Annotated in this window: 21 protein-coding genes; 13 read left to right on the forward strand and 8 right to left on the reverse strand. The window is 61.6% G+C overall.

The window, feature by feature from the left end; genetic code table 11:
• Positions 1-156 precede the first annotated feature (156 nt).
• The gene (locus tag EJD88_RS09660) at positions 157-1,383 is read right to left on the reverse strand and encodes a TIGR03862 family flavoprotein (protein ID WP_158877843.1); all 1,227 of its coding nucleotides are present in this window, start codon (positions 1,381-1,383) and stop codon (positions 157-159) included.
• 171 nt (positions 1,384-1,554) lie between these two features.
• Complete coding sequence (locus EJD88_RS09665) at positions 1,555-2,475, reverse strand: histone deacetylase (protein ID WP_158877844.1); 921 nt, start codon at positions 2,473-2,475, stop codon at positions 1,555-1,557.
• Between the two features lie 76 nt (positions 2,476-2,551).
• Between EJD88_RS09665 and EJD88_RS09670 the strand changes: the two genes are divergently transcribed.
• From EJD88_RS09670 to EJD88_RS09680, 3 genes are read left to right on the forward strand one after another with little or no spacing between them, the layout of a single operon-like run.
• Positions 2,552-3,121 carry a GNAT family N-acetyltransferase gene (locus EJD88_RS09670; protein WP_158877845.1) on the forward strand — a complete coding sequence of 190 codons (570 nt, stop codon included), beginning with the start codon at positions 2,552-2,554 and terminating at the stop codon, positions 3,119-3,121.
• A 37-nt stretch (positions 3,122-3,158) separates the two neighbouring features.
• A complete protein-coding gene (gene tesB, locus EJD88_RS09675; RefSeq protein ID WP_099584710.1) occupies positions 3,159-4,028 on the forward strand; it encodes an acyl-CoA thioesterase II in 870 nt (289 codons plus the stop codon).
• Positions 4,025-4,654 carry an HAD family hydrolase gene (locus tag EJD88_RS09680; RefSeq protein WP_158877846.1) on the forward strand — a complete coding sequence of 210 codons (630 nt, stop codon included), beginning with the start codon at positions 4,025-4,027 and terminating at the stop codon, positions 4,652-4,654. The genes tesB and EJD88_RS09680 overlap by 4 nt, the downstream gene beginning before the upstream one ends.
• Here the strand turns inward: EJD88_RS09680 and EJD88_RS09685 are convergent.
• Genes EJD88_RS09685 through EJD88_RS09695 form a run of 3 tightly spaced genes read right to left on the reverse strand, consistent with a single transcriptional unit; the run spans position 4,644 to position 6,977 of the window.
• Entirely contained in the window at positions 4,644-5,618 is a 975-nt protein-coding gene (locus EJD88_RS09685; protein ID WP_158877847.1) for an alpha/beta hydrolase, read from the reverse strand. The two genes, EJD88_RS09680 and EJD88_RS09685, sit on opposite strands and share 11 nt — an antisense overlap.
• Positions 5,619-6,506 carry a neutral zinc metallopeptidase gene (locus EJD88_RS09690; protein WP_099584713.1) on the reverse strand — a complete coding sequence of 296 codons (888 nt, stop codon included), beginning with the start codon at positions 6,504-6,506 and terminating at the stop codon, positions 5,619-5,621. It abuts the gene before it with no gap.
• A gap of 57 nt (positions 6,507-6,563) precedes the next feature.
• Entirely contained in the window at positions 6,564-6,977 is a 414-nt protein-coding gene (locus EJD88_RS09695) for a membrane lipoprotein lipid attachment site-containing protein (protein ID WP_099584714.1), read from the reverse strand.
• Between the two features lie 198 nt (positions 6,978-7,175).
• Here EJD88_RS09695 and EJD88_RS09700 point away from each other — a divergent pair, with 198 nt between their 5' ends.
• Positions 7,176-8,054, forward strand: a complete 879-nt coding sequence (locus tag EJD88_RS09700; RefSeq protein ID WP_158877848.1) for a DMT family transporter — start codon at positions 7,176-7,178, stop codon at positions 8,052-8,054.
• A 13-nt stretch (positions 8,055-8,067) separates the two neighbouring features.
• Here EJD88_RS09700 and EJD88_RS09705 read toward each other — a convergent pair whose 3' ends face one another.
• On the reverse strand, positions 8,068-9,402 hold the full coding sequence (locus EJD88_RS09705; RefSeq protein WP_112196816.1) for an MFS transporter: 1,335 nt from the start codon (positions 9,400-9,402) through the stop codon (positions 8,068-8,070).
• A 223-nt stretch (positions 9,403-9,625) separates the two neighbouring features.
• Between EJD88_RS09705 and quiC the strand changes: the two genes are divergently transcribed.
• Entirely contained in the window at positions 9,626-11,527 is a 1,902-nt protein-coding gene (gene quiC, locus EJD88_RS09710) for a 3-dehydroshikimate dehydratase QuiC (RefSeq protein WP_099584717.1), read from the forward strand.
• 80 nt (positions 11,528-11,607) lie between these two features.
• Positions 11,608-12,273 carry a TetR/AcrR family transcriptional regulator gene (locus tag EJD88_RS09715; RefSeq protein WP_099584718.1) on the forward strand — a complete coding sequence of 222 codons (666 nt, stop codon included), beginning with the start codon at positions 11,608-11,610 and terminating at the stop codon, positions 12,271-12,273.
• Positions 12,274-12,399: 126 nt separating this feature from the next.
• On the opposite strand, the gene EJD88_RS09720 is transcribed toward EJD88_RS09715, so the two are convergent.
• Positions 12,400-13,248, reverse strand: coding sequence for a shikimate dehydrogenase (locus tag EJD88_RS09720; protein ID WP_158877849.1), 849 nt, complete (start codon positions 13,246-13,248; stop codon positions 12,400-12,402).
• Complete coding sequence (aroQ, locus tag EJD88_RS09725; RefSeq protein WP_099584720.1) at positions 13,245-13,694, reverse strand: type II 3-dehydroquinate dehydratase; 450 nt, start codon at positions 13,692-13,694, stop codon at positions 13,245-13,247. The genes EJD88_RS09720 and aroQ overlap by 4 nt, the downstream gene beginning before the upstream one ends.
• A 207-nt stretch (positions 13,695-13,901) precedes the next feature.
• On the opposite strand from aroQ, the gene EJD88_RS09730 reads away from it, so the two are divergent.
• From EJD88_RS09730 to EJD88_RS09760, 7 genes are all read left to right on the forward strand, one after another.
• Complete coding sequence (locus EJD88_RS09730; RefSeq protein WP_099584721.1) at positions 13,902-14,423, forward strand: RNA polymerase sigma factor; 522 nt, start codon at positions 13,902-13,904, stop codon at positions 14,421-14,423.
• 63 nt (positions 14,424-14,486) lie between these two features.
• Positions 14,487-15,485 carry a FecR family protein gene (locus EJD88_RS09735; RefSeq protein WP_158877850.1) on the forward strand — a complete coding sequence of 333 codons (999 nt, stop codon included), beginning with the start codon at positions 14,487-14,489 and terminating at the stop codon, positions 15,483-15,485.
• Between the two features lie 151 nt (positions 15,486-15,636).
• Complete coding sequence (locus tag EJD88_RS09740) at positions 15,637-18,387, forward strand: TonB-dependent receptor (RefSeq protein WP_158877851.1); 2,751 nt, start codon at positions 15,637-15,639, stop codon at positions 18,385-18,387.
• Between the two features lie 103 nt (positions 18,388-18,490).
• Positions 18,491-19,111 carry a heme acquisition protein HasA gene (locus EJD88_RS09745; RefSeq protein WP_099584724.1) on the forward strand — a complete coding sequence of 207 codons (621 nt, stop codon included), beginning with the start codon at positions 18,491-18,493 and terminating at the stop codon, positions 19,109-19,111.
• 176 nt (positions 19,112-19,287) lie between these two features.
• Positions 19,288-21,036, forward strand: a complete 1,749-nt coding sequence (locus tag EJD88_RS09750; RefSeq protein ID WP_158877852.1) for a type I secretion system permease/ATPase — start codon at positions 19,288-19,290, stop codon at positions 21,034-21,036.
• A gap of 2 nt (positions 21,037-21,038) precedes the next feature.
• The gene (locus tag EJD88_RS09755) at positions 21,039-22,358 is read left to right on the forward strand and encodes an HlyD family type I secretion periplasmic adaptor subunit (RefSeq protein WP_371926553.1); all 1,320 of its coding nucleotides are present in this window, start codon (positions 21,039-21,041) and stop codon (positions 22,356-22,358) included.
• A complete protein-coding gene (locus tag EJD88_RS09760; protein WP_112196808.1) occupies positions 22,355-23,671 on the forward strand; it encodes a TolC family outer membrane protein in 1,317 nt (438 codons plus the stop codon). Before EJD88_RS09755 ends, EJD88_RS09760 begins: the two co-directional genes overlap by 4 nt.
• Positions 23,672-23,757 lie beyond the last annotated feature (86 nt).

The raw sequence follows: 23,757 nt of genomic DNA on the forward strand, positions 1-23,757 counted from the left end.
GCCACCGCGTTTTTTCAGAAAAACCAAGTTGCCTGGTTTTGGGGCTGCTGCGCAGCCCAGCGCGGGACAAGCCCGCTCACCACAGAGTTATGTATAAGCCTTTGAGAGTTGTGTAGATAGCTATGCCTATCGGGGGCTTTGAACTAAGCAAAAATCTCAGCGCTCAAGCCACTCCAAAACCCCCCGCCCAGCCGCTCTGCCACTGGCAAAACACCCCGTCAGCAAATACCCGCCCGTCGGCGCTTCCCAATCCAGCATCTCCCCCGCACAAAACACCCCCGGCAATTGCTTGAGCATCAGTCGCTCATCCAACGCCTCAAACGGCACGCCGCCAGCGGTGCTGATGGCCTCATCAATGGGCCGCGTCTTCACCAGCCTCAACGGCAAGGCCTTGATATCCACCGCCAGTTGCGCCGGATCATTGAAGTGATCGGCTGGCGCCAACTCACGCAGCAGCGCCGCCTTGACCCCATCCAGCCCCAACTGACTGTGCAAATGTTTGCTCATAGAGCGTGAACCGCGTGGCTTGGCCAGCGCCGCCTGCACCTTATCCAGTGCCTTGCTCGGCAGCAGATCAATATGCACCGTGGCTGAGCCACCGCGGTTGATCGCCTCGCGGATCGGCGCCGACAGCGCATAGATCAGGCTGCCCTCGATACCGGTGGCGGTGATCACACATTCGCCGAGCCGGGGTTTGTCATCCCCCAGCCCAATGGCGACGTTTTTCAACGGGGCGCCCGCGAATTTGCTGACCAGTAATTCGCTCCAGGCCGACACATCAAAGCCGCAGTTGCTCGGCTGCAGTGCCACATAAGGCACGCCTTTGTCTTCCAGCAAATTGAGCCACGCACCGTCGGAACCCAGCCGCGACCAGCTGCCGCCGCCAAGGGCCAACAGCACGGCGTCGCTGTGGACAACCTTCTCACCTTCCGGGCTGTGGATAAGTAAATCGCCCTCGGCATTCCAGCCGGTCCAGCGATGCCGGGTGTGGATAACCACGCCTTGTTCGCGCAGGCGCTTGAGCCAGGCACGCAGCAAGGGAGCAGCTTTCATGTCTGTAGGAAACACCCGGCCGGAGGTGCCGACAAAGGTCTCGATACCCAGGCCATGAATCCATTCGCACAAGCCGTCGGCACCAAACCCACGCAGCAACGGCGCCATCTGCGGTGCACGTTCGGCGTAGCGCGAAAGGAAGGCCGGGTAAGCCTCGGAGTGGGTGATGTTCATACCGCCCACACCCGCCAGCAGGAATTTTCGCCCCACGGACGGCATGCCGTCGTACAGATCTACGCGCACCCCGGCTTGACTCAAGACTTCGGCGGCCATCAGCCCGGCAGGGCCGCCGCCGATAATGGTGACGTGGTGAGGTACGGTCTGAGGCATGGGCAGGGCTACGGTGACGTGAATAGGCCGAGCATTCTACCCGACGTCGGCCTAACTGCCTGATCAAAAAACGTACACTTTCCTACGGGCCTTATGGCTTCTGGCTTTCAGCCGCTTACGCTCAAGTTATCCACAGGCCGCTCCACAGCCATTGTGGGTAACACCCACCACTCAATGACAACCTGATGACGTCCACACCCGTTGTGCACTGTGGTGCAGGATGCCGTGGCGGCGAGCGAGGGCCGGGCGGTCTTTGCTGTAGCCGCCGCCGATCACGCCCATTAACGGTATGTCCCGGCCCAGGCAGTGGCGCATCACGCTTTCATCGCGGGCGGCTACGCCTTCGTCTGTCAGCTTGAGGTAACCGAGGGCGTCATCCTTATGCACATCGACGCCAGCGTCGTAGAGCACCAGGTCGGGCTGGTAGAGCGGCAGCAGGTAATTGAGGGCGTCGTCGACTACGCGCAGGTAATCGGCATCGCCCATGCCCATGGGCAGCGGGATGTCCCAGTCGCTCTGGGCCTTGCGCGCCGGGAAGTTCTTTTCGCAGTGCAACGACACGGTGATGGCATCCGGCGTGTCATGCAGGATGCGTGCGGTGCCATCGCCCTGGTGAACGTCGCAGTCGAAGATCAATACGCGGTTCACTCGGCCGCTGGCCAGCAGGTAATGGCTGATCACCGCCAGGTCATTGAAGATGCAAAAGCCCGCCGGATAGTCGTAATGGGCGTGGTGGGTGCCGCCTGCCAGGTGACAGGCGAGGCCGTGCTCCAGCGCTTGCTCCGCCGCCAGGATCGAACCGCCTACCGCCCGCACCGTGCGCCGGGCCAGGTCTTCACTCCAGGGCAGGCCGAGGCGACGTTGATCTTCGCGGGACAATTCGCCGCTCATGTAGCGTTCGATATACCCAGGTTCATGGGCCAGGGCCAGGATCTCCGGTGGGCATAGCTCGGGGCGCAGCAACAGGCTGTCTTCGGTCAGCCCCGTGGACACCAGGTGGTCGCGCAACAGGCGGAATTTGTCCATGGGGAACCGGTGGTCCGCCGGGAACTCAGGGCTGTAGTCATCGTGGTAGATCAATGGCAAAGGCATGGGATTTTCTGACGGGAACCTGCGAAGGATCTTACCAGCGCTGTACACTCACGCACATGGCAAGGGGAGGGGACCCATGGAGCCGATACTCGAATTGGAAAGTGCACGTCTGGTGATGCGCCAATGGCGCGACACGGACCTGCCGGACTTTGCGCGCATGTGCGCTGACCCGCAGGTGATGCGCTATTTCCCGGCCAGGCTGAGCCATCTGGAAAGCGCCGCGCTGATCGGGCGGATTCGCGGCCATTTTGCCGAGTACGGCTTTGGTTTCTGGGCGTTGCAACGCAAAGATACCGGCGCCTTCATCGGCCTGACCGGGCTGCAGCATGTCGGCTTTGAGGCGGGGTTTACCCCAGCAGTGGAAATCGGCTGGCGCCTGGCCCGTGAGCATTGGGGCCTGGGTTATGCCAGCGAGGCGGCGTGGACCGCGCTGCGCTGTGGGTTCGACCGTTTGCAATTGGATGAAATCGTCGCCTTCACCACCGAAGCCAATCTGCCATCACAAAAAGTCATGCAGGCCATCGGTATGCATTACGATCCCCAGGCCGATTTTGAACACCCCAAGGTCGCAGCCGATGACCCGCTGCGCCCACATGTTTTGTACCGCATCACCCGCGCCCAATGGTTGGACACGCTGCACGGATAGCAGCCCGGAATGCCCCATAGATTGTAGGAGTTGCTCTATGAGCCAAGTATTGGAAGATCTGGTGAACCTGCTGACCCTGGAGCCGATCGAGGAAAACCTCTTTCGCGGCCGCAGCCAGGACCTGGGTTTTCGCCAACTGTTCGGCGGCCAGGTGCTCGGCCAGTCGCTGTCGGCCGCCAGCCAGACCGTTGAAGAAGCGCGCCACGTGCATTCCCTGCACGGTTATTTCCTGCGCCCCGGCGATGCCGCATTGCCGGTGGTGTATTCGGTCGACCGCGTGCGTGATGGCGGCAGTTTCAGCACGCGCCGCGTGACCGCGATCCAGAAGGGCCACCCGATTTTTACCTGCACCACCTCGTTCCAGTACGACGAAGAAGGCTTCGAGCACCAGACCACCATGCCCGTGGTGGTCGGCCCGGAAAACCTGCCTTCGGAACTGGAGCTGACCCAGCAGCGCGCGCATCTGATCCCCGAGCACATGCGCGAGAAGCTGCTGTGCCCCAAGCCGATTGAAGTGCGCCCGGTCACCGAAAAAGACCCGTTCAACCCGCAGCCGTCCGATCCGGTCAAGTACGTATGGTTTCGTGCCGACGGTGCTTTGGCCGACACACCGGCGCTGCATAAATACCTGCTGGCCTACGCCTCGGACTTCGGCCTGCTGACCACTTCGCTGCTGCCCCATGGCAAGACCGTGTGGCAGAAAGACATGCAGGTCGCCAGCCTTGACCACGCGCTGTGGTTCCACGCCGACCTGCGTGCCGACGACTGGTTGCTCTACGCCATGGACAGCCCTTGGGCCGGCAATTCCCGTGGGTTCTCCCGTGGCAGCGTGTACAACCGCGCCGGGCAACTGGTGGCCTCGGTGACCCAGGAAGGCTTGATCCGCCACCGCAAGGACTGGGCATGAGCCTGAGCAACGTTAAGCACTGGGTGTTCGACATGGACGGCACCCTCACCGTGGCCGTGCATGACTTTGCGGCCATTCGCGTGGCACTGGAAATCCCGCCCGAGGACGACATCCTCACGCACCTGGCGGCGTTGCCGGCGGATATCGCGGCGGCCAAACATGCGTGGTTGCTGGAGCACGAGCGCGAGTTGGCGCTGGGTTCGGTCGCCGCTGAAGGCGCGGTGGAGCTGGTGCGCGAGTTGGCCGGGCGCGGTTATCGCCTGGGCATCCTGACCCGTAATGCCCAAGAGCTGGCTCATGTGACGCTGCAAGCGATTGGCCTGGCGGACTGTTTCGCCATTGAAGATGTGCTGGGCCGTGATGACGCGCCACCCAAGCCGGATCCAGGCGGCCTGCTGAAGCTGGCGGCGGCCTGGGATGTGTCGCCGAGCGCGATGGTGATGGTGGGGGATTATCGGTTTGACCTGGATTGCGGCCGGGCGGCGGGGACCAAGACGGTGTTGGTTAACCTGCCGGAGAACCCGTGGCCGGAGTTGGCGGATTGGCATGCGCAGGATTGCGCGGTCTTGCGGCAAATGATCCAGTCCAGACATTTTGAGCCAGTTTCTTCAGGTATTACTGAGTAAACAACACCTTTTGCCCCTCGGGCGACGTAAACATCCCGTCCCCGTTATGCCCAACCCCTGGCACTTCTACCAGCGTCTGGCGCAACTGCGGATGACGTTGCTTGAGGTAGTAAAAATAGTTGTGCCCACGTATCAGTCGATACGCGCCCTGCGTCTCGGCCTCACAGCTTTTATCCAGCGCCGGGTGGTTCGGGTCGGTGTCTTGCTGGCCCAGCAGGTAGGTGATGTCCCGTGACACATAGGCCTGTTCCAGCTGTTCGGCGCTCTGGCCCTTGGCATAAGCCGGCAGGTGTTGCAGACCGTATTTCCAGTCGTTGAAACCGGGGCAGTTGGCGGTGTCGAACGGCACTGGCCGCTGCGGGCTGAAGTAGGCGTAGGACGAAGGATTGGCCACCACATACCGCAGGCGGATACCTTCGTTTTGCAGGGTGGGATGATCATGGCCCGTGAGGGCGAAGCGCTGCACCACTTGGCCACCGCCGGAATGACCAGCGACGACGATGTCCTTCAAGGCCGGAAACAGTGTGCGGTTGCCCAGGTGCTTGATGATCTGGTCGAGGGCGCCGTACGAGCTGACCTGGCCGGGACCGGTGGAAGGCTCGCCGGCCATCCAGTCGTTGCCATTCCAGCGCAGGACTTGCCCGTCCAAATGGTTGCGCTTCACATCAGAAGCATTCAGAAACTGCGGCGCAATCACCAGCGTGTTCGCGTCCACACCTGCATGCTCGGCGGCATCGACACCACTTTGCAGGTAGGTCTGCGCATTGCGCAGCCGGCCATGCACGATGATCAACACGCGGGAGACGTTCGGCAGCGGCTGGCGCCAGTCCTGGCTTACGCCGAGGCTGAGGTCGCCGGCGTCCAGGTGGAAACGATCAGGGCTGACGATTTTGACGCCGTGTTCCGCCGCCAGGGCGGAGCACGACACGACTAGACCCATCAGCAAACCCAATCGTTTATTCATTTAAAGACTCTTGGCGGTGAAGGTGTCGCACTGTGTGATCTGGCCCTGGGCGAAGCCCGTCTTGAACCAGCGAACCCGCTGTGCCGACGTGCCGTGGGTAAACGAGTCCGGCACCACGCGGCCCTGACCCTGTTGCTGCAAACGGTCATCGCCGATGGCGTTGGCGGCGTTCAGGGCTTCTTCAATGTCGCCGGGCTCCAGCCAGTTCAGGCGTTTTTGCGCACGGTTGGCCCACACGCCGGCAAAACAGTCGGCTTGCAGTTCCTGGCGTACCAGCAGGCCGCCGTCGCCTTGCATCTGCCGGCCCTGTTGGCGTGCGGCCTGGATCTTCGAGGAAATCCCGAGCAACGTCTGCACATGGTGCCCAACTTCGTGGGCGATCACGTAGGCCTGGGCGAAATCGCCGGCGGCCTGGAAGCGTTGGGACATTTCCCGGAAGAAATCCAGGTCCAGATAGACCTGCTGGTCCGCCGGGCAATAGAACGGACCGCTGGCCGAGGTGGCACCGCCACAGGCGGAATTGACCCGGCCACGGAACAGGATCAGTTTCGGGTTCTTGTAGGTCAGGCCGTTTTCCTGGAACACCTGGCCCCAGGTGTCTTCGGTATCGCCGAGCACGGCGCGGACGAAATCGGCCTGTTCATCATTGGCCGGTGGCGCCTGGCGCGACTGCGTGCTGACCGACGGTGCCTGTTCCATCTGGCCGGTCAATTGGCCGAGGATCTGCATCGGGTCCTGGCCGGTCAGCCAGCCAATGCCGACGATCAGCACAATCGCCGTCAGACTCAGGCCCTTGCCACCGCCAAAGCGCATGCCGCCACCGCCGCCGCCACTGTCATCGCGGGCATCCACCACGTTGTCGCTGCGTCGGCCTTTTTTCCATAGCATGGGGGCAATCCTCTTGATGAACGGTCCTACAAAGATGTGGGTTGAGTATGGCCGGTATTAGCGGCAATACCCTTCGCCGGTGTCGACGATCAGGCAGTCTTTTTTATCTGCCAGCCATTTCAAACCAGTGGCTTCACCGTCGCCGGCACGCAGTAATTGCGGGCCGTCCGGGCGGGTGAAAGCGATGCCGTCTTCGGAGGCCTCACCCTTGAAGGTGCCGGAATCGTCCGCATCCAGGCCGTATTGCATGGTGAGCACGTAGTGACCACGGCCGATGGCGTCGTCCTTGGCGATGGTCAGGTTCAGGCCTTCGACGCCGATCCACTTGCCGACCCATTTGTCGGTCGGTGGCGTCTCCGGCACCAGGGTGGCCTGCACGGAGGCGGGTGCGGGTTTAGGTGCGTCCTGGGCTTGTTGGTTGCAGGCGGTGAGCAGGGCAAGGGTGGAAAGAGCAAAGAGGGTTTTTTTCATAGCAGCAGGCCTTGGTTAAAAAGTGTGCAGCACGGGGGCGAACGTGCAGGGTTGGACTCGATTCCCATGATTTAGTGCGCTGTTCGCCCGGTGTTTGGTTATGCTCTTGGGGCAGACTCCGACCCGGCTGCTAGATTACCGGGTTGAGCGCTATTTCGTTCAGTGCTCGGTGTTCCGTCCGCCACGCAAGAGAATTCCATGACTGTCAGTACCCCGCTGTCCGGCGTCAACCATCCCTTCAAAGGCATTGTGCTGATTGTGGCGGCGACGTTCCTGTTCTCCAGCCACGACGCCTTGTCCAAATACCTGGCCGGGTTCTACCCGATTGTGATGGTGGTGTGGGCGCGCTACGTGGTGCACACCTTGTTGATGGCCGGGATTTTCCTGCCGCAATCGGGGCTGCGCGTGCTGCGCAGCAAGCGGCCCGGCATGCAGATGGTGCGGGCCCTGTGCCTGTTGGGCACCAGCCTGTTTTTTACCTCGGCGCTGCATTACATCCCATTGGCGGAAGCCACGGCGGTGAACTTCCTGGCGCCGATCCTGGTAACCGCGCTGTCGTTGCCGCTGCTGGGTGAGCACGTCACGCGTGGCCAGTGGCTGGCAGTGATCTGCGGGTTTGTCGGCGTGCTGGTGATCATCCATCCCGGCGGTGAACTCTTCACCCCGGCGGTGTTGCTGCCGCTGTGCTCGGCGCTGTTTTTTTGCTTCTACCAGTTGCTCACCCGCATCCTCAGCCAGTACGACACACCGACCACCAGCAATTTCTTCGCCGGGCTGTGCAATACCTTGGTGATGAGCGCAATGGTGCCGTTCTTCTGGCAGATCCCTACGCTGTGGCACGGGGTGATGATGCTGGCGCTGGGCACGTGCGGGATGACCGCGCACCTGATGCTGACCCAGGCGTTCCGCTTTGCGGCGCCGGCCTTGCTGGCGCCGTTCGGCTATTGCCAGATCGTGTTTGCGGGGTTGTTGGGTTGGCTGGTGTTCAGTCATACCCCCGATATGACCACGGTGGTCGGTATCGGGGTGATCTGCATGAGCGGGTTGGCCGCTGCCTGGCAGCAGCGGCGTCGATAGGTCAGGGGATGGCTCAGACGTCTACGGTAGGAATCCTGCGCGGCGCCATGAAGTACATCCAGGTCAGCGCAATGAAGTACATCGCCGGGATCAAGGTGAACAACACGGTGTAGTTGTTGTTGGTCACGGTGAGGATATGGCCGACGATCTGGGTCATGAACATGCCGCCGATGGCCGCGCACATGCCGCCGAAGCCGAACACGGTGCTCATCATGTGCTTGGGCGTGTAGTCCATCACCAGGCTCCAGATATTCGCGGTCCAGGCCTGGTGCGCGCCGATGGCCAGGGAGATGGCAAATACCGCGACCCACAATTCGCTGGAACCGGCCGCCATGATCACGCCGACGATGCAGCAGGCAAACAGCAGCATCGACAGCAACCGCGCCTTGATCGAGTTCATCCCGCGGCCGATCAGGAATGACGACAGGATGCCCCCGCCCACGCTGCCGAAGTCGGCGGTCAGGTAGATGATGATCAGCGGGATGCCCATCTGGGTCACGTTGATGCCCAGGTTGTATTGCTGGTTCAAAAACGGCGGCAGCCAATACAGGTAGAACCAGAACACCGGCGCGGTCAGCGCGTAGGCAATCGCAAAAGCCCAGGTGCCGCGCATGCGCAGGATACGGCTGAACGGCACGCCAGGCTGTTGCGGCTCGACTTCCCGTTGCACGTAGTCCAATTCGGATTGTTTAACGCTCGGATGATCTTCCGGGTTGTAGTACTTCAAACCCCAGAACACCAGCCAGATCGCGCCCAGCGACGCCATGCACAGGAAGGCAGCCTGCCAGCCCCACACATGCAGAATCAGCGGCAGCAACATCGGCGTCATCATGGCGCCCACGTTGGTGCCGGCGTTGAAGATCCCGGTGGCCACTGCACGTTCACCCGCAGGGAACCATAACCGCGTGGTCTTGACGCAAGCCGGGTAGTTGGCGGCTTCGGTCAGCCCGAGGATAAAACGGCAGACCATAAAGCCGACGGCCGAGGTCGCCAGGCCGTGGGCGCCGGTGGCCAGGCTCCAGAGCAGTACCGCGCAGAAGAACACGCGCTTCACGCCGACTTTGTCGATCAAGCGGCCTTGCAACACAAAGCCAATTGCGTAGCCCACCTGGAACCAGAAGTTGATGTTGGCGTAGTCCATCGCCGTCCAGCTCATCTCTTTGGCGAGGATCGGTTGCATGACACCGAGGGCGGCGCGGTCGATGTAATTGAGGGTGGTGGCGAAGAACACCAGGGCCAACATGCCCCAGCGGGTTTTACCGACGGCCATGGCGCCGCGGATCTTGTCGCCGATGCCGGCGTGCGGGGTGCCGGGGCGCGAGGCCAGGGCGGAGTTTTGCGAAGGCATGTGGTTGTACCCGTTTTTTGAAATTTTTATGGTGTGTTCTGGGTCTTTTGTAAACGTTTGTAGCGGGATCGATGGTGCGCAGCGGCTAAAAAATCGTCAATTCGCCAAAGAGGCTTAGTGTTCGATAATCGCACCAAAAACTAACCGGTTCGTACATTTTAATTGCTGCGTGTAGGCTGGGGGCGAATAATTTGCCACAAACAACAATTGCCGGGAGTCGTCCATGCAACGTTCCATTGCCACCGTTTCATTGAGCGGCACCCTGCCGGAAAAACTCGAAGCCATTGCCGCCGCCGGGTTCGACGGGGTTGAGATCTTCGAGAACGACCTGTTGTATTACGATGGCAGCCCCCGTGAAGTTAGGCAGATGTGCGCCGATCTCGGCATTGCCATCACCTTGTTTCAGCCCTTTCGTGACTTTGAAGGCTGCCGCCGCGACCGCCTGGCGCGCAACCTGGAGCGGGCCGAGCGCAAATTCGACCTGATGCAGGAACTGGGCACCGACCTGGTGCTGGTGTGCAGTAATGCCTCGGCCGATTGCGTCGGCGATCAACAGATTTTGCTCGATGACCTTAGCCTGCTGGCCGAACATGCCGGCCGTCGCGGCTTGCGCATCGGTTATGAAGCGCTGGCCTGGGGCAAGCACGTGAACACCTGGCAACACGTGTGGAACCTGGTGCGTCAGGTCGATCACCCAAGCCTCGGCGTGTTGCTCGACAGCTTCCATACCCTGTCGCTCAAGGGCGACCCAAGTGCCATTGCCGAGATCCCCGGCGACAAGATCTTCTTCGTGCAAATGGCCGACGCGCCGATCCTGGCCATGGACGTGTTGGAGTGGAGCCGGCATTTCCGTTGTTTCCCCGGCCAGGGCGAGTTTGATCTGGCGGGCTTTCTGGCACCGATCATCAAGAGTGGCTATACCGGGCCGTTGTCCCTGGAAATTTTCAACGATGGTTTCCGCGCTGCGCCAACCCGTGCCAATGCCGCCGATGGCCTGCGTTCGCTGCTGTACCTGGAAGAGAAAACCCGCCAGCGCCTGGCCGAAGAAGCGCCTGCCACACCGGTCGATATCCTCTTCGAAACCCCGGCGGCGAGTGAGTATGACGGCATTGAGTTCCTCGAATTTGCCGTGGATGAAAACCTCGGCGCCAAGCTGACGAACTGGCTGGAACGCCTGGGGTTCGTCAAGGCCGGGCAGCACCGCTCCAAGAGCGTGAGCCTGCTGCGTCAGGGTGATATCAACCTCATCCTCAACTGCGAACCCTATTCCTTCGCCCATAATTTTTTCGAAGCCCATGGTCCGTCCTTGTGCGCCACGGCGATCCGGGTCAAGGACAGCGCCAAGGCCCTGGAGCGAGCGGTCGCCTATAAAGGCCAACCCTATCGCGGCCTGGTCGGCCCCAACGAGCTGGAACTGGCGGCCGTGCGCGCACCGGATGGCAGCCTGATCTACCTGGTGGACCCAAGCGAAGGCGGGCTGTATGACACCGACTTCAACCTGCAAACTGCCTCGACCGACGCCGGCGGTTTGCTGCGCATCGACCATATGGCCATGGCCCTGCCGGCCGACAGCCTCGACAGTTGGGTGCTGTTCTACAAGAGCCTGCTGGACTTTGAAGCCGATGACGAAGTGGTGCTGCCCGACCCTTACGGCCTGGTCAAAAGCCGCGCCTTGCGCAGCCGTTGCAGCTCGATCCGCCTGCCGCTGAACATCTCCGAAAACCGCAATACCGCCATTTCCCACGCGCTATCGAGCTATCGGGGCTCCGGCGTGCACCACATTGCCTTCGACTGTGCGGATATTTTCGCCGAAGTGCGCCGTGCCAAAGAGGCCGGCGTGCCGCTGCTGGATATTCCGCTCAACTACTACGACGACCTGGCCGCACGTTTCGATTTCGACGACGAGTTCCTCAGCGAGCTGGCGTACTACAACGTGTTGTACGACCGCGACGCCCAGGGCGGTGAGTTGTTTCATGTGTACACCGAACCCTTCGAGGGGCGGTTTTTCTTCGAGATCATCCAGCGCAAGAATGGCTATGCCGGCTACGGCGCGGCCAACGTGGCGGTGCGTCTGGCGGCAATGGCCAAGTCCCGCAGCGGTGCGGTGCGCCAGGCACGTTTATAAGGGGGTGTCGGGTGCTTCCTTCGGGGAGCACCGAGGCCCATAATCGCGGCCTGCACAATAAAAATGGCCGTGAGCGCACCATGACCTCAAGTCCCGAACTCCCCGAGGTGCAAGCCGCACCGCGCAAGAGTCGTAAGAACAACCCGGAAAAGACCCGCGAAAACATCCTTCAGGAAGCCATTGTGGAGTTTGTCCAACAGGGCCTGTCCGGCGCGCGCGTGGACGCCATCGCCGAACGCATCCACACCTCCAAACGCATGATCTATTACTACTTCGGCAGTAAGGAGCAGTTGTACGTCGAGGTATTGGAGAAGCTCTACGGCGATATCCGCAACACCGAAACGCGCATGAACCTGACCGAGCTGGAGCCGCGAGAGGCGATTCGGCGGCTGGTGGAGTTCACCTTTGATCACCACGATCAGAACGTGGACTTTGTGCGGATCGTCAGCATCGAAAATATCCACAATGCCGAGTACGTGAAACGCACCGACACGATCAAGGCGATGAACAGCAAGATCCTTGAGGGGTTGGGCGCGACCCTGCGTCGGGGCGCGGAAATGGGCGTGTTCCGTGAGGGCCTGGAACCACTGGATGTGCACTTGCTGATCAACTCATTCAGCTTTTACCGGGTGTCCAACCGCCATACGTTCAGTGAGATTTTTCAGATCGAACTGTCGGATGACGTGGTTAAACAGCGCCATCGCGAGATGATCTGTGAGTCGGTGTTGCGGTATCTGCAGGCTTGAGTGACCCGATTGGAATGCATTCCAATGTAGGAGGGCAAACAAGCCCGCTCACCACAATGTTATGTGTAAGCCTTTGAGAGTTGTATGGATACCAATGGCCATCGGGGGCAAGCTCCCTCCCACATTTCAGGTATTCATGCTCTTGAAGTGCGCCAGCATCCGCTGTGCATCCGCCACCTCGCCACTGAACAACTCAAACGCCTTCACCGCCTGAAACACTGCCATGTTGCCGCCATCCAGTGTGCGGCAACCCAAGGCGCGGGCATCGCGCAGCAGTTCGGTTTCCAGCGGGAAATACACGATTTCAGCCACCCATAGTTCGGCTCTCAGCAGTGCCGCAGGTACGGGAGTGCCGGGTAGTTTGGCCATGCCCATCGGCGTGGTGTTGACCAGGCCATCGGCCTCGGCCATCGCGTTTTCCAAATCCTGACCCACTTGTGCACGGCCATTGCCGAAACGCTGGGCGAGGTTATCCACAAGGTCGCGGGCGCGGCTGACGTCTACGTCGAAAATACTCATGTGCTCCACACCTTCTGCCAATAACGCATGCGCTACCGCGGCGCCCGCACCACCGGCGCCCATCTGCACCACGCGCTGGCGCGGTACATCATTCAGGTTGCGCCGGAAACCTTCGGCGAAGCCCAGGCAATCGGTGTTGTGGCCAATGCGTTTACCGTTCTTGAACACCACCGTATTCACCGCGCCGATGCCCCTGGCTTCGTCGGACAGTTCATCGAGCAACGGTAGGATCGCCTGCTTGCACGGGTAGGTAATGTTCAGCCCGGTGAAGTGCATCAACTCCGCAGCGTCCAGCAGATCGGGCAGGGCGTTGATGTCCAGGTGCAGGGGCTCAAGGTCAATCAGGCGATACAAGTACCGCAGCCCTTGAGCGTCGCCTTCCTGCTCATGCAGGGCGGGGGTGCGGGAAGCCTGGATACCGGCGCCGATCAGGCCAGCGAGGATGCGCGGTTTCATTGAGCCGATCCTTTCAGCAACTGGCTGAAGTGCTCCAGTGCCAGGTGATAGCCGTGGCTGCCAAACCCGGCGAGCACCGCTTTGGCGATGGGCGACACAAAGGAGTGATGACGAAACGCTTCACGGGCATGCACGTTGGATAAATGCACTTCGATCACTGGCACTTCACTGGCCACCAGCGCGTCACGAATCGCCACCGAGGTGTGGGTCCAGGCCGCCGGGTTGATCACGATACCGGCGCAACGATTACGGGCGCTGTGGATCCAGTCCAGCAGTTCGCCTTCGTGGTTGGTCTGGCGAAATTCGATTTTCAGCCCGAGCTTGTCCGCGCTGCGTCCGCACAGGGCGGCGACGTCGGCCAGGGTTTCGTGGCCATAGGTGGCAGGCTCGCGGGTGCCGAGCAGGTTGAGGTTGGGGCCGTTGAGCACCAGCACGATAGGCGGCATTGGGGGGATCTCCACAGTTCTTGTTCGTTGTGTGGATAAAATGTACTGGTTAGTTAATTTGGTCAATTGATGACAACGGATGTGTTCGATTACCGAACTTTTAATCAGGCGTGTCCTACGGCGGAATCAGATTAGATATCAATTGAAAATCATTCTCGACAACGCTTAAGATGCCCGCGTGTTTCCTTTACATTCCAGGGAGTCGGTTTGTCGGACGTGGATCTCAAGGGCCTGTTTCTCAAGCACGCCGATACCCTGCGCGGGTATCTGGCCCGCAAGGTACGGGACCCGCAGTTGGCGGCCGACCTGGTGCAGGAGAGTTTCCTGCGCCTGGCGGAAAAACCGGCCGGCGAGCGCATCGACAATTCCCAGGGCTATCTCTATCGAACGGCGAGCAATCTGCTGATCGACCATATTCGCCAGGAAGCACGGCGCAAGACCGATTCCGTGCCCCATGAGGCGTTGGCCGAGATTGAAGATGACGTGGCCGGGTTGGAGGCTCAGGCAATGGCGCAGCAACAGCGGCAGGCGTTGAAGCAGGCATTGGCGCAGTTGCCGGAACGAACCCAGCAGATCTTCCGTCTGAACCGTATAGAGGGCATGACCCACGCCCAGGTTGCCCGGCACCTGGACATCTCCGACAGTTCCGTGCAAAAGCACCTGGCCAAGGCATTGGCGTACGTGATGCAGCGCTTGCAGGACGGTGAGGTGACGCCATCCGACGAATGAATTACGGAAAATTGCCAGGTCAGACGTCACAGCGTTATATAACGAAAAATTCGAGATTCACACGTGAATAGCCAGGGTCCGCAGCAGCACAGCATTACCGAGGCGGCCGCCGATTGGGCGGTGCGCCTGCACGCCGGTGCCCTGACCGACCAGGAGCAGGCCGAGCTGCGCCAGTGGATCGCCTGCGACAGCCGCCATGAAGGGGCGTTGCGTTATGCCGAGCGGACCTGGGCGGCGTTGGGCGAGGTGCATAAGGACGAACCGGCGCATCGCCAGCGTCCGTCGTCGGCGATGCCGCCGGTGCGCCGAACCCCGCGACGCAGGCCGTGGCAACGTGCGGCAGCGGTGGCGCTGGTTGTGGTGGTGGCCGGCGTGGGCTGGGTGCGCGGGCCGGACGCCTGGCTGCGCATGCAGGCCGATTACGTCACCCAAAAAGGTGAAGTGCGCACCGTGCACCTGGCCGATGGCAGCACGGTGGAGCTGGATTCCGCCAGCGCCATCCGCCTGGACTACGACGGCGTGCAGCGGCGCATCAGCCTGATCCAGGGTTCGGCGATTTTTGACGTGGCGCCGATGGTGGGTAAGGAAACCCGGCCTTTCGTGGTGCAGAGCGCCGGCGGGCAGACGCAGGCGTTGGGCACGCGGTTTGTGGTGCAGCGCGAGGACGACCGCCATGGCTGGGTCGGCGTGTTGCAACACAGCGTTGAAGTCTCCCTGCACGCCACACCGAAAAACGGCCCGAGCGATCATGTGCTCAAGCAGGGCCAGGCCGCGCGCTTCAGCCCCGAACAGGGCATCGTGCCGCTGGATCAATTTGATGTCGACCGTGCCACCAGTTGGCGGCGCGGCGTGTTGATCTTTGATCGCCAGCCGCTGGCCAAGGTCATTGAACAACTCAACCGCTACCGGCCCGGCCAGGTGGTGTTGACCCATTCCGACCTGGGCGAGCGTGAAGTCAGCGGTGTGTTCCGCCTCGACATGCTCGACACGGCCCTCGGCACCCTGACTCGGGAACTCCAGGTGCAACGATTGGACCTGGCAGGCCTCAGCCTCATCTACTGATGACCCGGTGGGAGTCGCGCTCTCACCCGCTTGAAACCCCTCGCACAAAAACTTTTAAAAAAACCTTACTGACTTCCTGCGCCTCGTACGTCTTGCTATGTGAGAAGCATTCGCATAAACAAAAATACGATCAGCGTAGGGAAAGCCAGAAATGTCAGCACTCACCAAGGGGCGTATCACCGGTAGCCGGTTAGCCCTGGCCATCCACTTGGGCCTGTTCGCCGCAACGGCACCCGTGTATGCGGCGGCGCCTCAAGTGGGCGCGGCCCAGCCCGCCGTGCTGACGTTCGATATTCCTGCGCAGTCCTTGGGCAGTGCCGTATTGGCCTTTGCCGACCAGGCCGGTTTGCAGGTGCTGTTCGACAGCCCGCGCCTGCAAGGTTTGAGCAGCACCGCGCTCAAAGGCAGCTTCAGCGTTCAGGAAGGCCTGGGCCGTTTGCTCGGTGCCGCGCCGGTGGAATATCGCTTTACCAGCGAGCGCCAGGTGACCCTCAACCGCGTCAGCGATGATCACGACGGCGCCATGACCGTTGGCACCACCACCATCACCGGCAACACCAACGGCCAGGCCAGCGACTGGGTGTACCAGACCCCAAAGTCCGTGGCCGTGATCAGCCGTGACATGATCGATAAACGCCCGCCCCGTCACGCCGCCGACATGCTTGAAGAAACCGCCGGCGTCTACACCGCCGTGAACCAGCGCGACCCTGGCCTCTCGGTGAACATTCGCGGCGTGCAGGACTACGGCCGCGTGAACATGAACATCGACGGCATGCGCCAGAACTTCAACGTCAATGGCCACCAGCAACGCAACGGCACCATGCTGATCGACCCGGAGTTCATCTCCAGCATCGAGATCGACAAGGGCAGCCAGTCGGGGCAGGGCGGGGCAGCGGTGTTGGGCGGAATTGCCTCGTTCAAGACTTTGGATGCCAGTGAGTTTCTCAAAGACGGCAAGGAGTACGGCGGCCGCCTGCGTGCCGGCAGCGGCATCGGCGAGCTGGGCAACGGCACCGACTTCAACGGCAGCGGCGTATTCGCCTTTGGCGATGAGCGCGGCGATGTGTTGCTGGGCTACAGCGAGCGGCATTTTGGCAACTACCGCGCCGGCAAGCACAACGACGACAACCTGGGCACCAACCTGCGGGCCCGAAAGTACGCCCCGGCGGCCTTCGACGACTGGTTGAACAGCGAAGTCGGTGACACCGGCAGCGTGACCCGCTCGCAGATCGTCAAGTTCGGCCTGAACTTGCCCAACGACCAGCGTGTGCAGTTGAGCTACCTGGAAAGCGACACCGACAGTAACGATGCCTGGGGCTATATCGCCGATGACCTTCAGAGCACCTATTACGTGCGCACCAGCAAAAACAATCTCAATGCGAAAAACATTGCGCTGGACTACAGCTACAGCCCGGCCAACGCGCTGATCGATCTCAAGGCCAAGCTCTATTACGTCACCACCCAGATGGATCGCGGCAATAGCCCCAACCAGTCGTCGCCAGGCACCGGTAACTACATCGGTGCCTACACCGATCACTTCCAGACCGACACCTGGGGCCTGCAGGGTGACAACACCTCGCGGTTTGATTTCGGCGAGCGAGGGCATGTCACCTGGAATTACGGTGTGGAGCTGTATCAGGACGAGTTCAAGCCACGCACCAACAAAGTTGAAGCCACCAACAACCTGGGCTTGTTGCCTTACGCAGAGGGCAGTACTCCAGGAGGCAAACGCACCATCGCCAGCCTGTTCAACAACGCGCAGTACGAATATGGCGGCTGGCTGACCCTGGATGCGGGCCTGCGTTATGACCGCTATCGGCTTGAAGGCGAAACCGGCATGACGCTGTACCGGCGTGATCGCTTCTACAACAGCCTCGTCGGCGCCAGGCGTGTCGCGGAAGTGATTGAGGTTGACCGGGAAGAAGGCCAGTTTTCCCCCACCTTCGGTCTCGCGGTGAAACCGGGCGTGGACTGGCTGCAACTCTATACCCGTTGGGGCAAGGGCTGGCGGCCACCGGCGGTCACCGAAACCTTCATGACCGGCCGCCCCCATGGCGGCGGTTCGGGAGAGCGCGTCTTCCCCAACCCGTACCTCAAGCCTGAAGAATCGCGGGATTGGGAAGTGGGCATGAATGTCTTCAAGGAAGGCTTGTTCTTCAGTGACGATCGCCTCGGCATGAAAGTGGCTTACTTCGATACCCGGATTGAAAACTTCTCTTTCCTCAACACCAGCGTCAGCTTGCCGGAAACCCAGGTGGGTGGATTTCTCGGGACCATGGCGTACGTCAATAACACCAACCCGACGCGCTTTCGCGGGGTCGAATACCAGCTCAATTACGACATGGGGCGCGCATACGCCAACCTCAGCTACACCCACATGATCGGCAGCAATGAGTTCTGCTCGAAGAACTACTACATGGGCGGCGCCAAGACCACCGGGCCCAGAACCACGCGCCTGGAGCGTTTCACACTGCCGGATGGGCGCATCAGCATACGGCCGGTCACCACTTATGAAGTGCTGGATGACGACGTCGCCAACAACCAGGAAAGCTGCGGGCGAATCATGGGTAACGCCACGTACATGCCTGCCGATCGCGGCTCGCTGACGCTGGGTGCGCGCTTTCTGGAAAAACGCCTGGATACCGGTGTGCGTGTGCGCTACAGCTCGGGCAACGGCGAAAACCTCAATCAGCAGGGCTACGAACTGATGGATCAGGCGATGTGGCCCAAGTACACGCTCTATGACCTGTACGCCAGTTACTGGATGACGGATCAACTGAACATTGCCCTGGCGTTGGAAAACGCCACCGATGAAGCTTATTTCGTTGCCATGGGCGACGCCAATAACCTCAGCCTGGCACGCGGGCGAACCCTGAGCGGAATGTTGGAATACAAATTCTGATCGGCGTGCGCAGGCAGCTGATTAACGGTTTTGCCCATGGGTGGGCAAAAAGGCACGCCGCACCGGCGTGTTCATCAAAAACGTTGTTTAACGAGGTTCAGTGATGACTATTTCTGTTAGCTACGATTCGGGCCTGGGTTCTCTGTCGGTATCGGACTACCTGAGTGCCTGGGCGGTGGGGTTCAACACCGCAGGTCACGGCACCAGTAACACGGGTGGTTTCAGCAACGGCACCCTCAGCGGCGATCAGTATTCGACCCACGGCGCCAACAACTCCGAGTACGCGTTCATCGCCGACAGCGACACCAGCAATGGCCTGCACTATGTGTTCAACCCGTCGCTGCCCGCCAGCAGCAACCTGAACCACTACCTGTGGGGCGACCTGGATAATGTGCAACTGGGCACAGGCCTGGGCGGCGGCAGTGGCAGCGACTTCAGCCTGAGCGACTTCAAAGTCGCGTTCAACGGCCTCGACCTGAGCGCCGCCGAGGGTGCAGGCCGGGCGGGCAACGAGGTCCAAAGCGTGATCTACGGCTTGATGCAGGGCAATACCGCCGCGCTGGAAACCGTACTCAACAACCTGCTCGACGACTTTGGCCTGTCCACTGCCAGCACCTTCGACGAAGTGTCTGCGGGCCTGGCGGCACACGCCAGCGCAGTGTCCAGCGACGTTGCCCTGGTGGGTGTGCAAGACGTGGCCCAGGACTGGGCACTCGCCGCCTGAGCCGGCTGCTGCAGGAAAAAAGCGAATGGAAGATCGCTCTCCCATTCGCCGCATGACACACCGCCGTCGCCCAAGCCTTCTAACTCTTCCGGCGACGGCGGTGCCGAATTCTGCGCAGCGTCGTATCGCCTGTCAACGCGGCGACGCTGCACGCTCAACCCCACGAGAACCTCCAGATGCGCCACGCCGGCAACGAAACCCTGGCCGCCCTCACGGCCTATAAAAGTGGCTTCTTCAACATCGGCCTGTTCTCGGCGGTGATCAACCTGCTGATGCTCGCCCCGGCGCTGTACATGTTGCAGGTGTATGACCGGGTGCTCGCCTCCGGCAATCAGATGACCCTGTTGATGCTGACGCTGATGATCCTCGGCCTGTTCGGGCTGATGGGCGCGTTGGAGTGGGTGCGCAGCCAGGTGGTGATCCGCCTCGGCACGCAGATGGACATGCGCTTGAACCAGCGCGTATACGACGCCGCGTTCGAGGCGCAACTCAAGGGCGGCAGCCAGGCGTCGGGGCAGGCGGCGGGGCAGGCGCTGCATGACCTGACCACACTGCGCCAGTTTGCGACCGGCCAGGCGTTGTTCGCGTTTTTTGATGCGCCGTGGTTCCCGGTGTACCTGCTGGTGATCTTCCTGTTCCATCCCTGGCTCGGCATGCTGGCCCTGGGCGGTGCGGTGATTTTGATTGCCCTGGCGTGGATCAATCACCATGTCAGCCAGGCACCGATGGCCCAGGCCAGCCAACTGTCTATCAGCACCAGCCAGCAGGCCACCGCTAACCTGCGCAATGCCGACACCATCGAAGCCATGGGCATGCTTGCCACCTTGCGCGGGCGTTGGTTCAGCCAGCACCAGGCATTTCTTGCGCAGCAGAACCTGGCCAGTGAAAAGACCGCCGCCGTCAGTGCCTGGTCCAAGGGCGTGCGCCTGGCGTTGCAGTCCCTGGTGCTGGGCCTGGGCGCGTTGCTGGCGGTGCAGGGCGACATCACGCCAGGCATGATGATCGCCGGTTCGATCCTGATGGGCCGGGTGCTCACGCCCATCGACCAACTGATCGGCGTGTGGAAGCAATGGGGCTCGGCGCGCCTGGCCTTTGAGCGGCTCTCGAAGATCTTGGCGGACAACCCTGCGCGGCCGGCACGCATGAGCCTGCCGGTGCCCAAGGGGCAGTTGAGCGTCGAGCAGGTCAGCGCCTGCGCCCCTGGCAGCCGTCGGCCGGCGCTGGCCAACCTTGGCTTTAATCTGCCAGCGGGTGAAGTGCTGGGTGTGATCGGGCCGTCGGGCTGCGGCAAGTCCACCCTGGCGCGGGTGCTGGTGGGCGCCTGGGCACCGCTGGCCGGCAAGGTGCGGCTGGACGGTGCCGACCTGACCCAGTGGGACAAGCAGCAACTCGGCCCGCACATCGGCTATCTGCCCCAGGACATCCAACTGTTTGCCGGCAGCATCGCCGACAACATTGCCAGGTTTGCCGAGCTGGATGCCGACAACGTCCTTGCCGCCGCGCAAATGGCCGGCGTGCATGAACTGATCCTGCAACTGCCCCAAGGCTACGACACGGTGTTGGGGGAGGGCGGCGCAGGCCTGTCCGGCGGGCAGAAACAACGGGTGGCGCTGGCACGTGCCCTGTATGGCTTGCCCGCGCTGATCGTGCTGGATGAACCCAACGCCAATCTCGACGAAGTGGGCGAGCAGGCCTTGCTCCAGACCATCGCCCAGCTCAAGCAGCAGCGTCGCACCGTGATTCTGATCACCCACAAATCCAATGTGCTGAGCCTGACCGACCAACTGCTGATCCTCAAGGACGGCCAATTGCAGGCCTTCGGCCCCACGGCGCGGGTGCTGGAAGCGCGGCACAAACCCGCAGCCAGCAAACCGGTGTCGACCATGAGCATGAGTTACCGCCTCGGTGGAGGAAAACAGGCATGAACATGAGTAAACCGGTGTTGGTCAGCGAAGCGCCCAATAACGTGCTGGCGCTGGACGACAAACAATATTCGCGCCTGGGTTGGCTGCTGGTGCTCGGCGGATTTGTCGGGTTTGTCGGCTGGGCGGCGTTGGCGCCGCTGGACAAGGGTGTGGCGGTGTCCGGCAAGGTGATGGTTTCGGGCCATCGCAAAACCGTGCAGCACCCTACCGGCGGCATCGTCGAGCGTATCGAAGTGCGCGACGGTGAGGTGGTCAACGCCGGTCAAGTGTTGCTGCGCTTGAAGGAAACCCCGTTGCGCGGGCAGATGCAGTCGCTGCGCAGCCAGTACCTGGCGTCGTTGGCCAGCGAAGCGCGGTTGAGCGCGGAAAGCGAAGGGTTGCCTGCGATCACCTTCGGCCCTGAACTGCTGAACGAACCGGAGGCGGCCGACACCCTCAAGCTGCAACGGCAACTGTTCAACAGCCGCGCCCAGTCGCTGGCCACCGAGCAGCAAGGCCTGCGCGAGACCATCGCCGGGGCCGAAGCGCAGTTGCGCGGCACGCGCGATTCCCAGGCGAGCAAGTTGCAGCAACGGGCGGCGCTCAATGAGCAACTGCAAGGCCTGCGCGAACTGGCGCGCGACGGCTACATCCCGCGCAATCGCCTGCTCGACAGCGAGCGCCTGTACGCCCAGGTAGACGGCACCATCGCCGAAGACTACGGCCGCATCGGCCAATTGCAGCGCCAGGTGCTTGAACTGCGCCTGCGCATCCGCCAGCTCGGCGAAGACTTCCAGAAAGACCTGCGCGGCCAGTTGGCCGACACCCGCACCCGCAGCGACGACCTGCGCAATCGCCTGGCCTCGGCCGAATTCGAGCTGGCCAACAGCCTGGTACGCGCACCCGCATCCGGCGTGGTGGTGGGGCTGGACGTGTACACCGAAGGTGGTGTGATCAAGCCCGGCCAGGCGCTGATGGACATCGTGCCCCAGGGCGAGCCGCTGCTGGTGGAAGCACGGGTGCCGGTGCAGATGGTCGACAAAGTGCACCCCGGTTTGCCGGTGGAGTTGCTGTTCTCGGCCTTCAATCAGGCCACCACGCCACGGGTGGCGGGCGAGGTGACCTTGGTATCCGCCGACCGCCAGGTCGATGAGCGCACGGACGAGCCTTACTACACATTGCGTGCCCAGGTCAGTGCGGCGGGCATGCAACAACTCGACGGCGTACAGATCCGCCCCGGCATGCCGGTGGAAACCTTCGTCAAGACCGGTGAGCGCTCGATGCTCAACTACCTGTTCAAACCCTTGCTGGACCGCACCCATATGGCCCTGGTGGAAGAATGAAGGCGCTGCTGTTTACCCTGTGCTTGGGCTGTACACCCGCGGCGCAGGCGCTGGGTTTGCTGGATGCGTACGATCTGGCCTTGCGCAATGACCCGACCTTTCAGGCCGCCATTCAGGAGCGTGAGGCCGGTGAAGAAAATCGCGTGATCGGCCGCGCGGCGTTGCTGCCGAATCTGTCGTGGAGCTACAACAACTCTCGCAACGAATCTGAAGTGACGGCGGGTGATGTCACCAGCGACCGCGACTACCGCAGCTATGCTTCGACCCTGACCTTGCAACAACCACTGCTGGATTACGAAGCTTATGCGCGGTTTCGCCAAGGCACGGCCCAGGCGCTGATGGCGGATGAGCGCTTTCGCGGCAAGAGCCAGGAACTGGCGGTGCGGGTACTCAGCGCCTACAGCCAGGCGTTGCTGGCCCAGGAACGTATCGAACTGAGCCGCGCCCAGAAGCGCGCATTTGCCGAACGCCTGCAACTCAACGACCGCCTGCTTAAAGGTGGCGAAGGCACGCGCACCGATGTGCTGGAAACCCAGGCGCGCCTGAGCCTGGCCCAGGCCGAAGAAATCGAATCCCTGGACGCCCAGGACAGTGCCCTGCGTGAGCTGGAAGCCATCGTCGGCCAACCGTTGCAGATCGAGGCGCTGGCGCCGCTGACCCGTCAATTCGACATCCCGCCCCTGGAGCCGAACCGTTTCGAGACCTGGCGGGAAATGGCCATGGTCAACAACCCCGAGCTCAAATCCCAGCATCATGCGCTGGACGTGGCGGCCTACGAAGTGGAGCGCAAACGTGCCGGGCACCTGCCCAAGGTCAGCCTGTACGCCAGCAGCCGCCAGACCAGCTCCGATTCGGAAAGCAGCTACAACCAGAAGTACGACACCAACAGCGTCGGCATCCAGGTCAGCTTGCCGCTGTTCGCCGGTGGTTCGGTGTCGGCGTCTACCCGTCAGGCAGGCAATCAGTTGAGCCAGGCCCAGTACGAACTGGACGCGCAAACCTCGGCCACCCTGGTGGAGTTGCGCAAACAGTTCAACCTCAACACCAGTGGCGCGGCGAAAGTGCGCGCCTATGAAATGGCCGTCAGCTCCGCCACGGCATTGGTCACCGCGACGAAGAAAAGCGTCAGTGGAGGCGAGCGCGTCAACCTCGACGTGCTCGACGCCGAACAACAACTGTTCACCGCCCGCCGTGACCTGGCGAATGCGCGGCATGCGTATTTGCTGGCGAGGATTCAGTTGAAGTATTACGCGGGGTTACTCAGCGAGCAGGACTTGCGGGCGTTGGCGGGGTATTTCCAGCCCTCGGCATGAGTGGTTACAACCCGGCATTCGCCGGGTTTTTTATCGTCACTAGTCTGTGAAAAAGCTCCGGAAGTTGGGAGCCGGTTGTCGGGTGC

The sequence above is a fragment of the Pseudomonas sp. PB105 genome, assembly GCF_009764655.1.
GTDB classification, from domain to species: domain Bacteria; phylum Pseudomonadota; class Gammaproteobacteria; order Pseudomonadales; family Pseudomonadaceae; genus Aquipseudomonas; species Aquipseudomonas cyclaminis.

Bases quoted from the DNA above. Each gene is read 5' to 3' on its own strand.
- quiC (WP_099584717.1), top strand. From the start codon at position 9,626: ATGCAACGTTCCATTGCCACCGTTTCATTGAGCGGCACCCTGCCGGAA.
- EJD88_RS09715 (WP_099584718.1), top strand. From the start codon at position 11,608: ATGACCTCAAGTCCCGAACTCCCCGAGGTGCAAGCCGCACCGCGCAAG.
- EJD88_RS09680 (WP_158877846.1), top strand. From the start codon at position 4,025: ATGAGCCTGAGCAACGTTAAGCACTGGGTGTTCGACATGGACGGCACC.
- EJD88_RS09700 (WP_158877848.1), top strand. From the start codon at position 7,176: ATGACTGTCAGTACCCCGCTGTCCGGCGTCAACCATCCCTTCAAAGGC.
- EJD88_RS09670 (WP_158877845.1), top strand. From the start codon at position 2,552: ATGGAGCCGATACTCGAATTGGAAAGTGCACGTCTGGTGATGCGCCAA.
- aroQ (WP_099584720.1), bottom strand. From the start codon at position 13,694: ATGCCGCCTATCGTGCTGGTGCTCAACGGCCCCAACCTCAACCTGCTC.
- EJD88_RS09660 (WP_158877843.1), bottom strand. From the start codon at position 1,383: ATGCCTCAGACCGTACCTCACCACGTCACCATTATCGGCGGCGGCCCT.
- EJD88_RS09740 (WP_158877851.1), top strand. From the start codon at position 15,637: ATGTCAGCACTCACCAAGGGGCGTATCACCGGTAGCCGGTTAGCCCTG.
- EJD88_RS09750 (WP_158877852.1), top strand. From the start codon at position 19,288: ATGCGCCACGCCGGCAACGAAACCCTGGCCGCCCTCACGGCCTATAAA.
- EJD88_RS09755 (WP_371926553.1), top strand. From the start codon at position 21,039: ATGAGTAAACCGGTGTTGGTCAGCGAAGCGCCCAATAACGTGCTGGCG.
- EJD88_RS09685 (WP_158877847.1), bottom strand. From the start codon at position 5,618: ATGAATAAACGATTGGGTTTGCTGATGGGTCTAGTCGTGTCGTGCTCC.
- tesB (WP_099584710.1), top strand. From the start codon at position 3,159: ATGAGCCAAGTATTGGAAGATCTGGTGAACCTGCTGACCCTGGAGCCG.
- EJD88_RS09760 (WP_112196808.1), top strand. From the start codon at position 22,355: ATGAAGGCGCTGCTGTTTACCCTGTGCTTGGGCTGTACACCCGCGGCG.
- EJD88_RS09690 (WP_099584713.1), bottom strand. From the start codon at position 6,506: ATGCTATGGAAAAAAGGCCGACGCAGCGACAACGTGGTGGATGCCCGC.
- EJD88_RS09720 (WP_158877849.1), bottom strand. From the start codon at position 13,248: ATGAAACCGCGCATCCTCGCTGGCCTGATCGGCGCCGGTATCCAGGCT.
- EJD88_RS09695 (WP_099584714.1), bottom strand. From the start codon at position 6,977: ATGAAAAAAACCCTCTTTGCTCTTTCCACCCTTGCCCTGCTCACCGCC.
- EJD88_RS09745 (WP_099584724.1), top strand. From the start codon at position 18,491: ATGACTATTTCTGTTAGCTACGATTCGGGCCTGGGTTCTCTGTCGGTA.
- EJD88_RS09705 (WP_112196816.1), bottom strand. From the start codon at position 9,402: ATGCCTTCGCAAAACTCCGCCCTGGCCTCGCGCCCCGGCACCCCGCAC.
- EJD88_RS09665 (WP_158877844.1), bottom strand. From the start codon at position 2,475: ATGCCTTTGCCATTGATCTACCACGATGACTACAGCCCTGAGTTCCCG.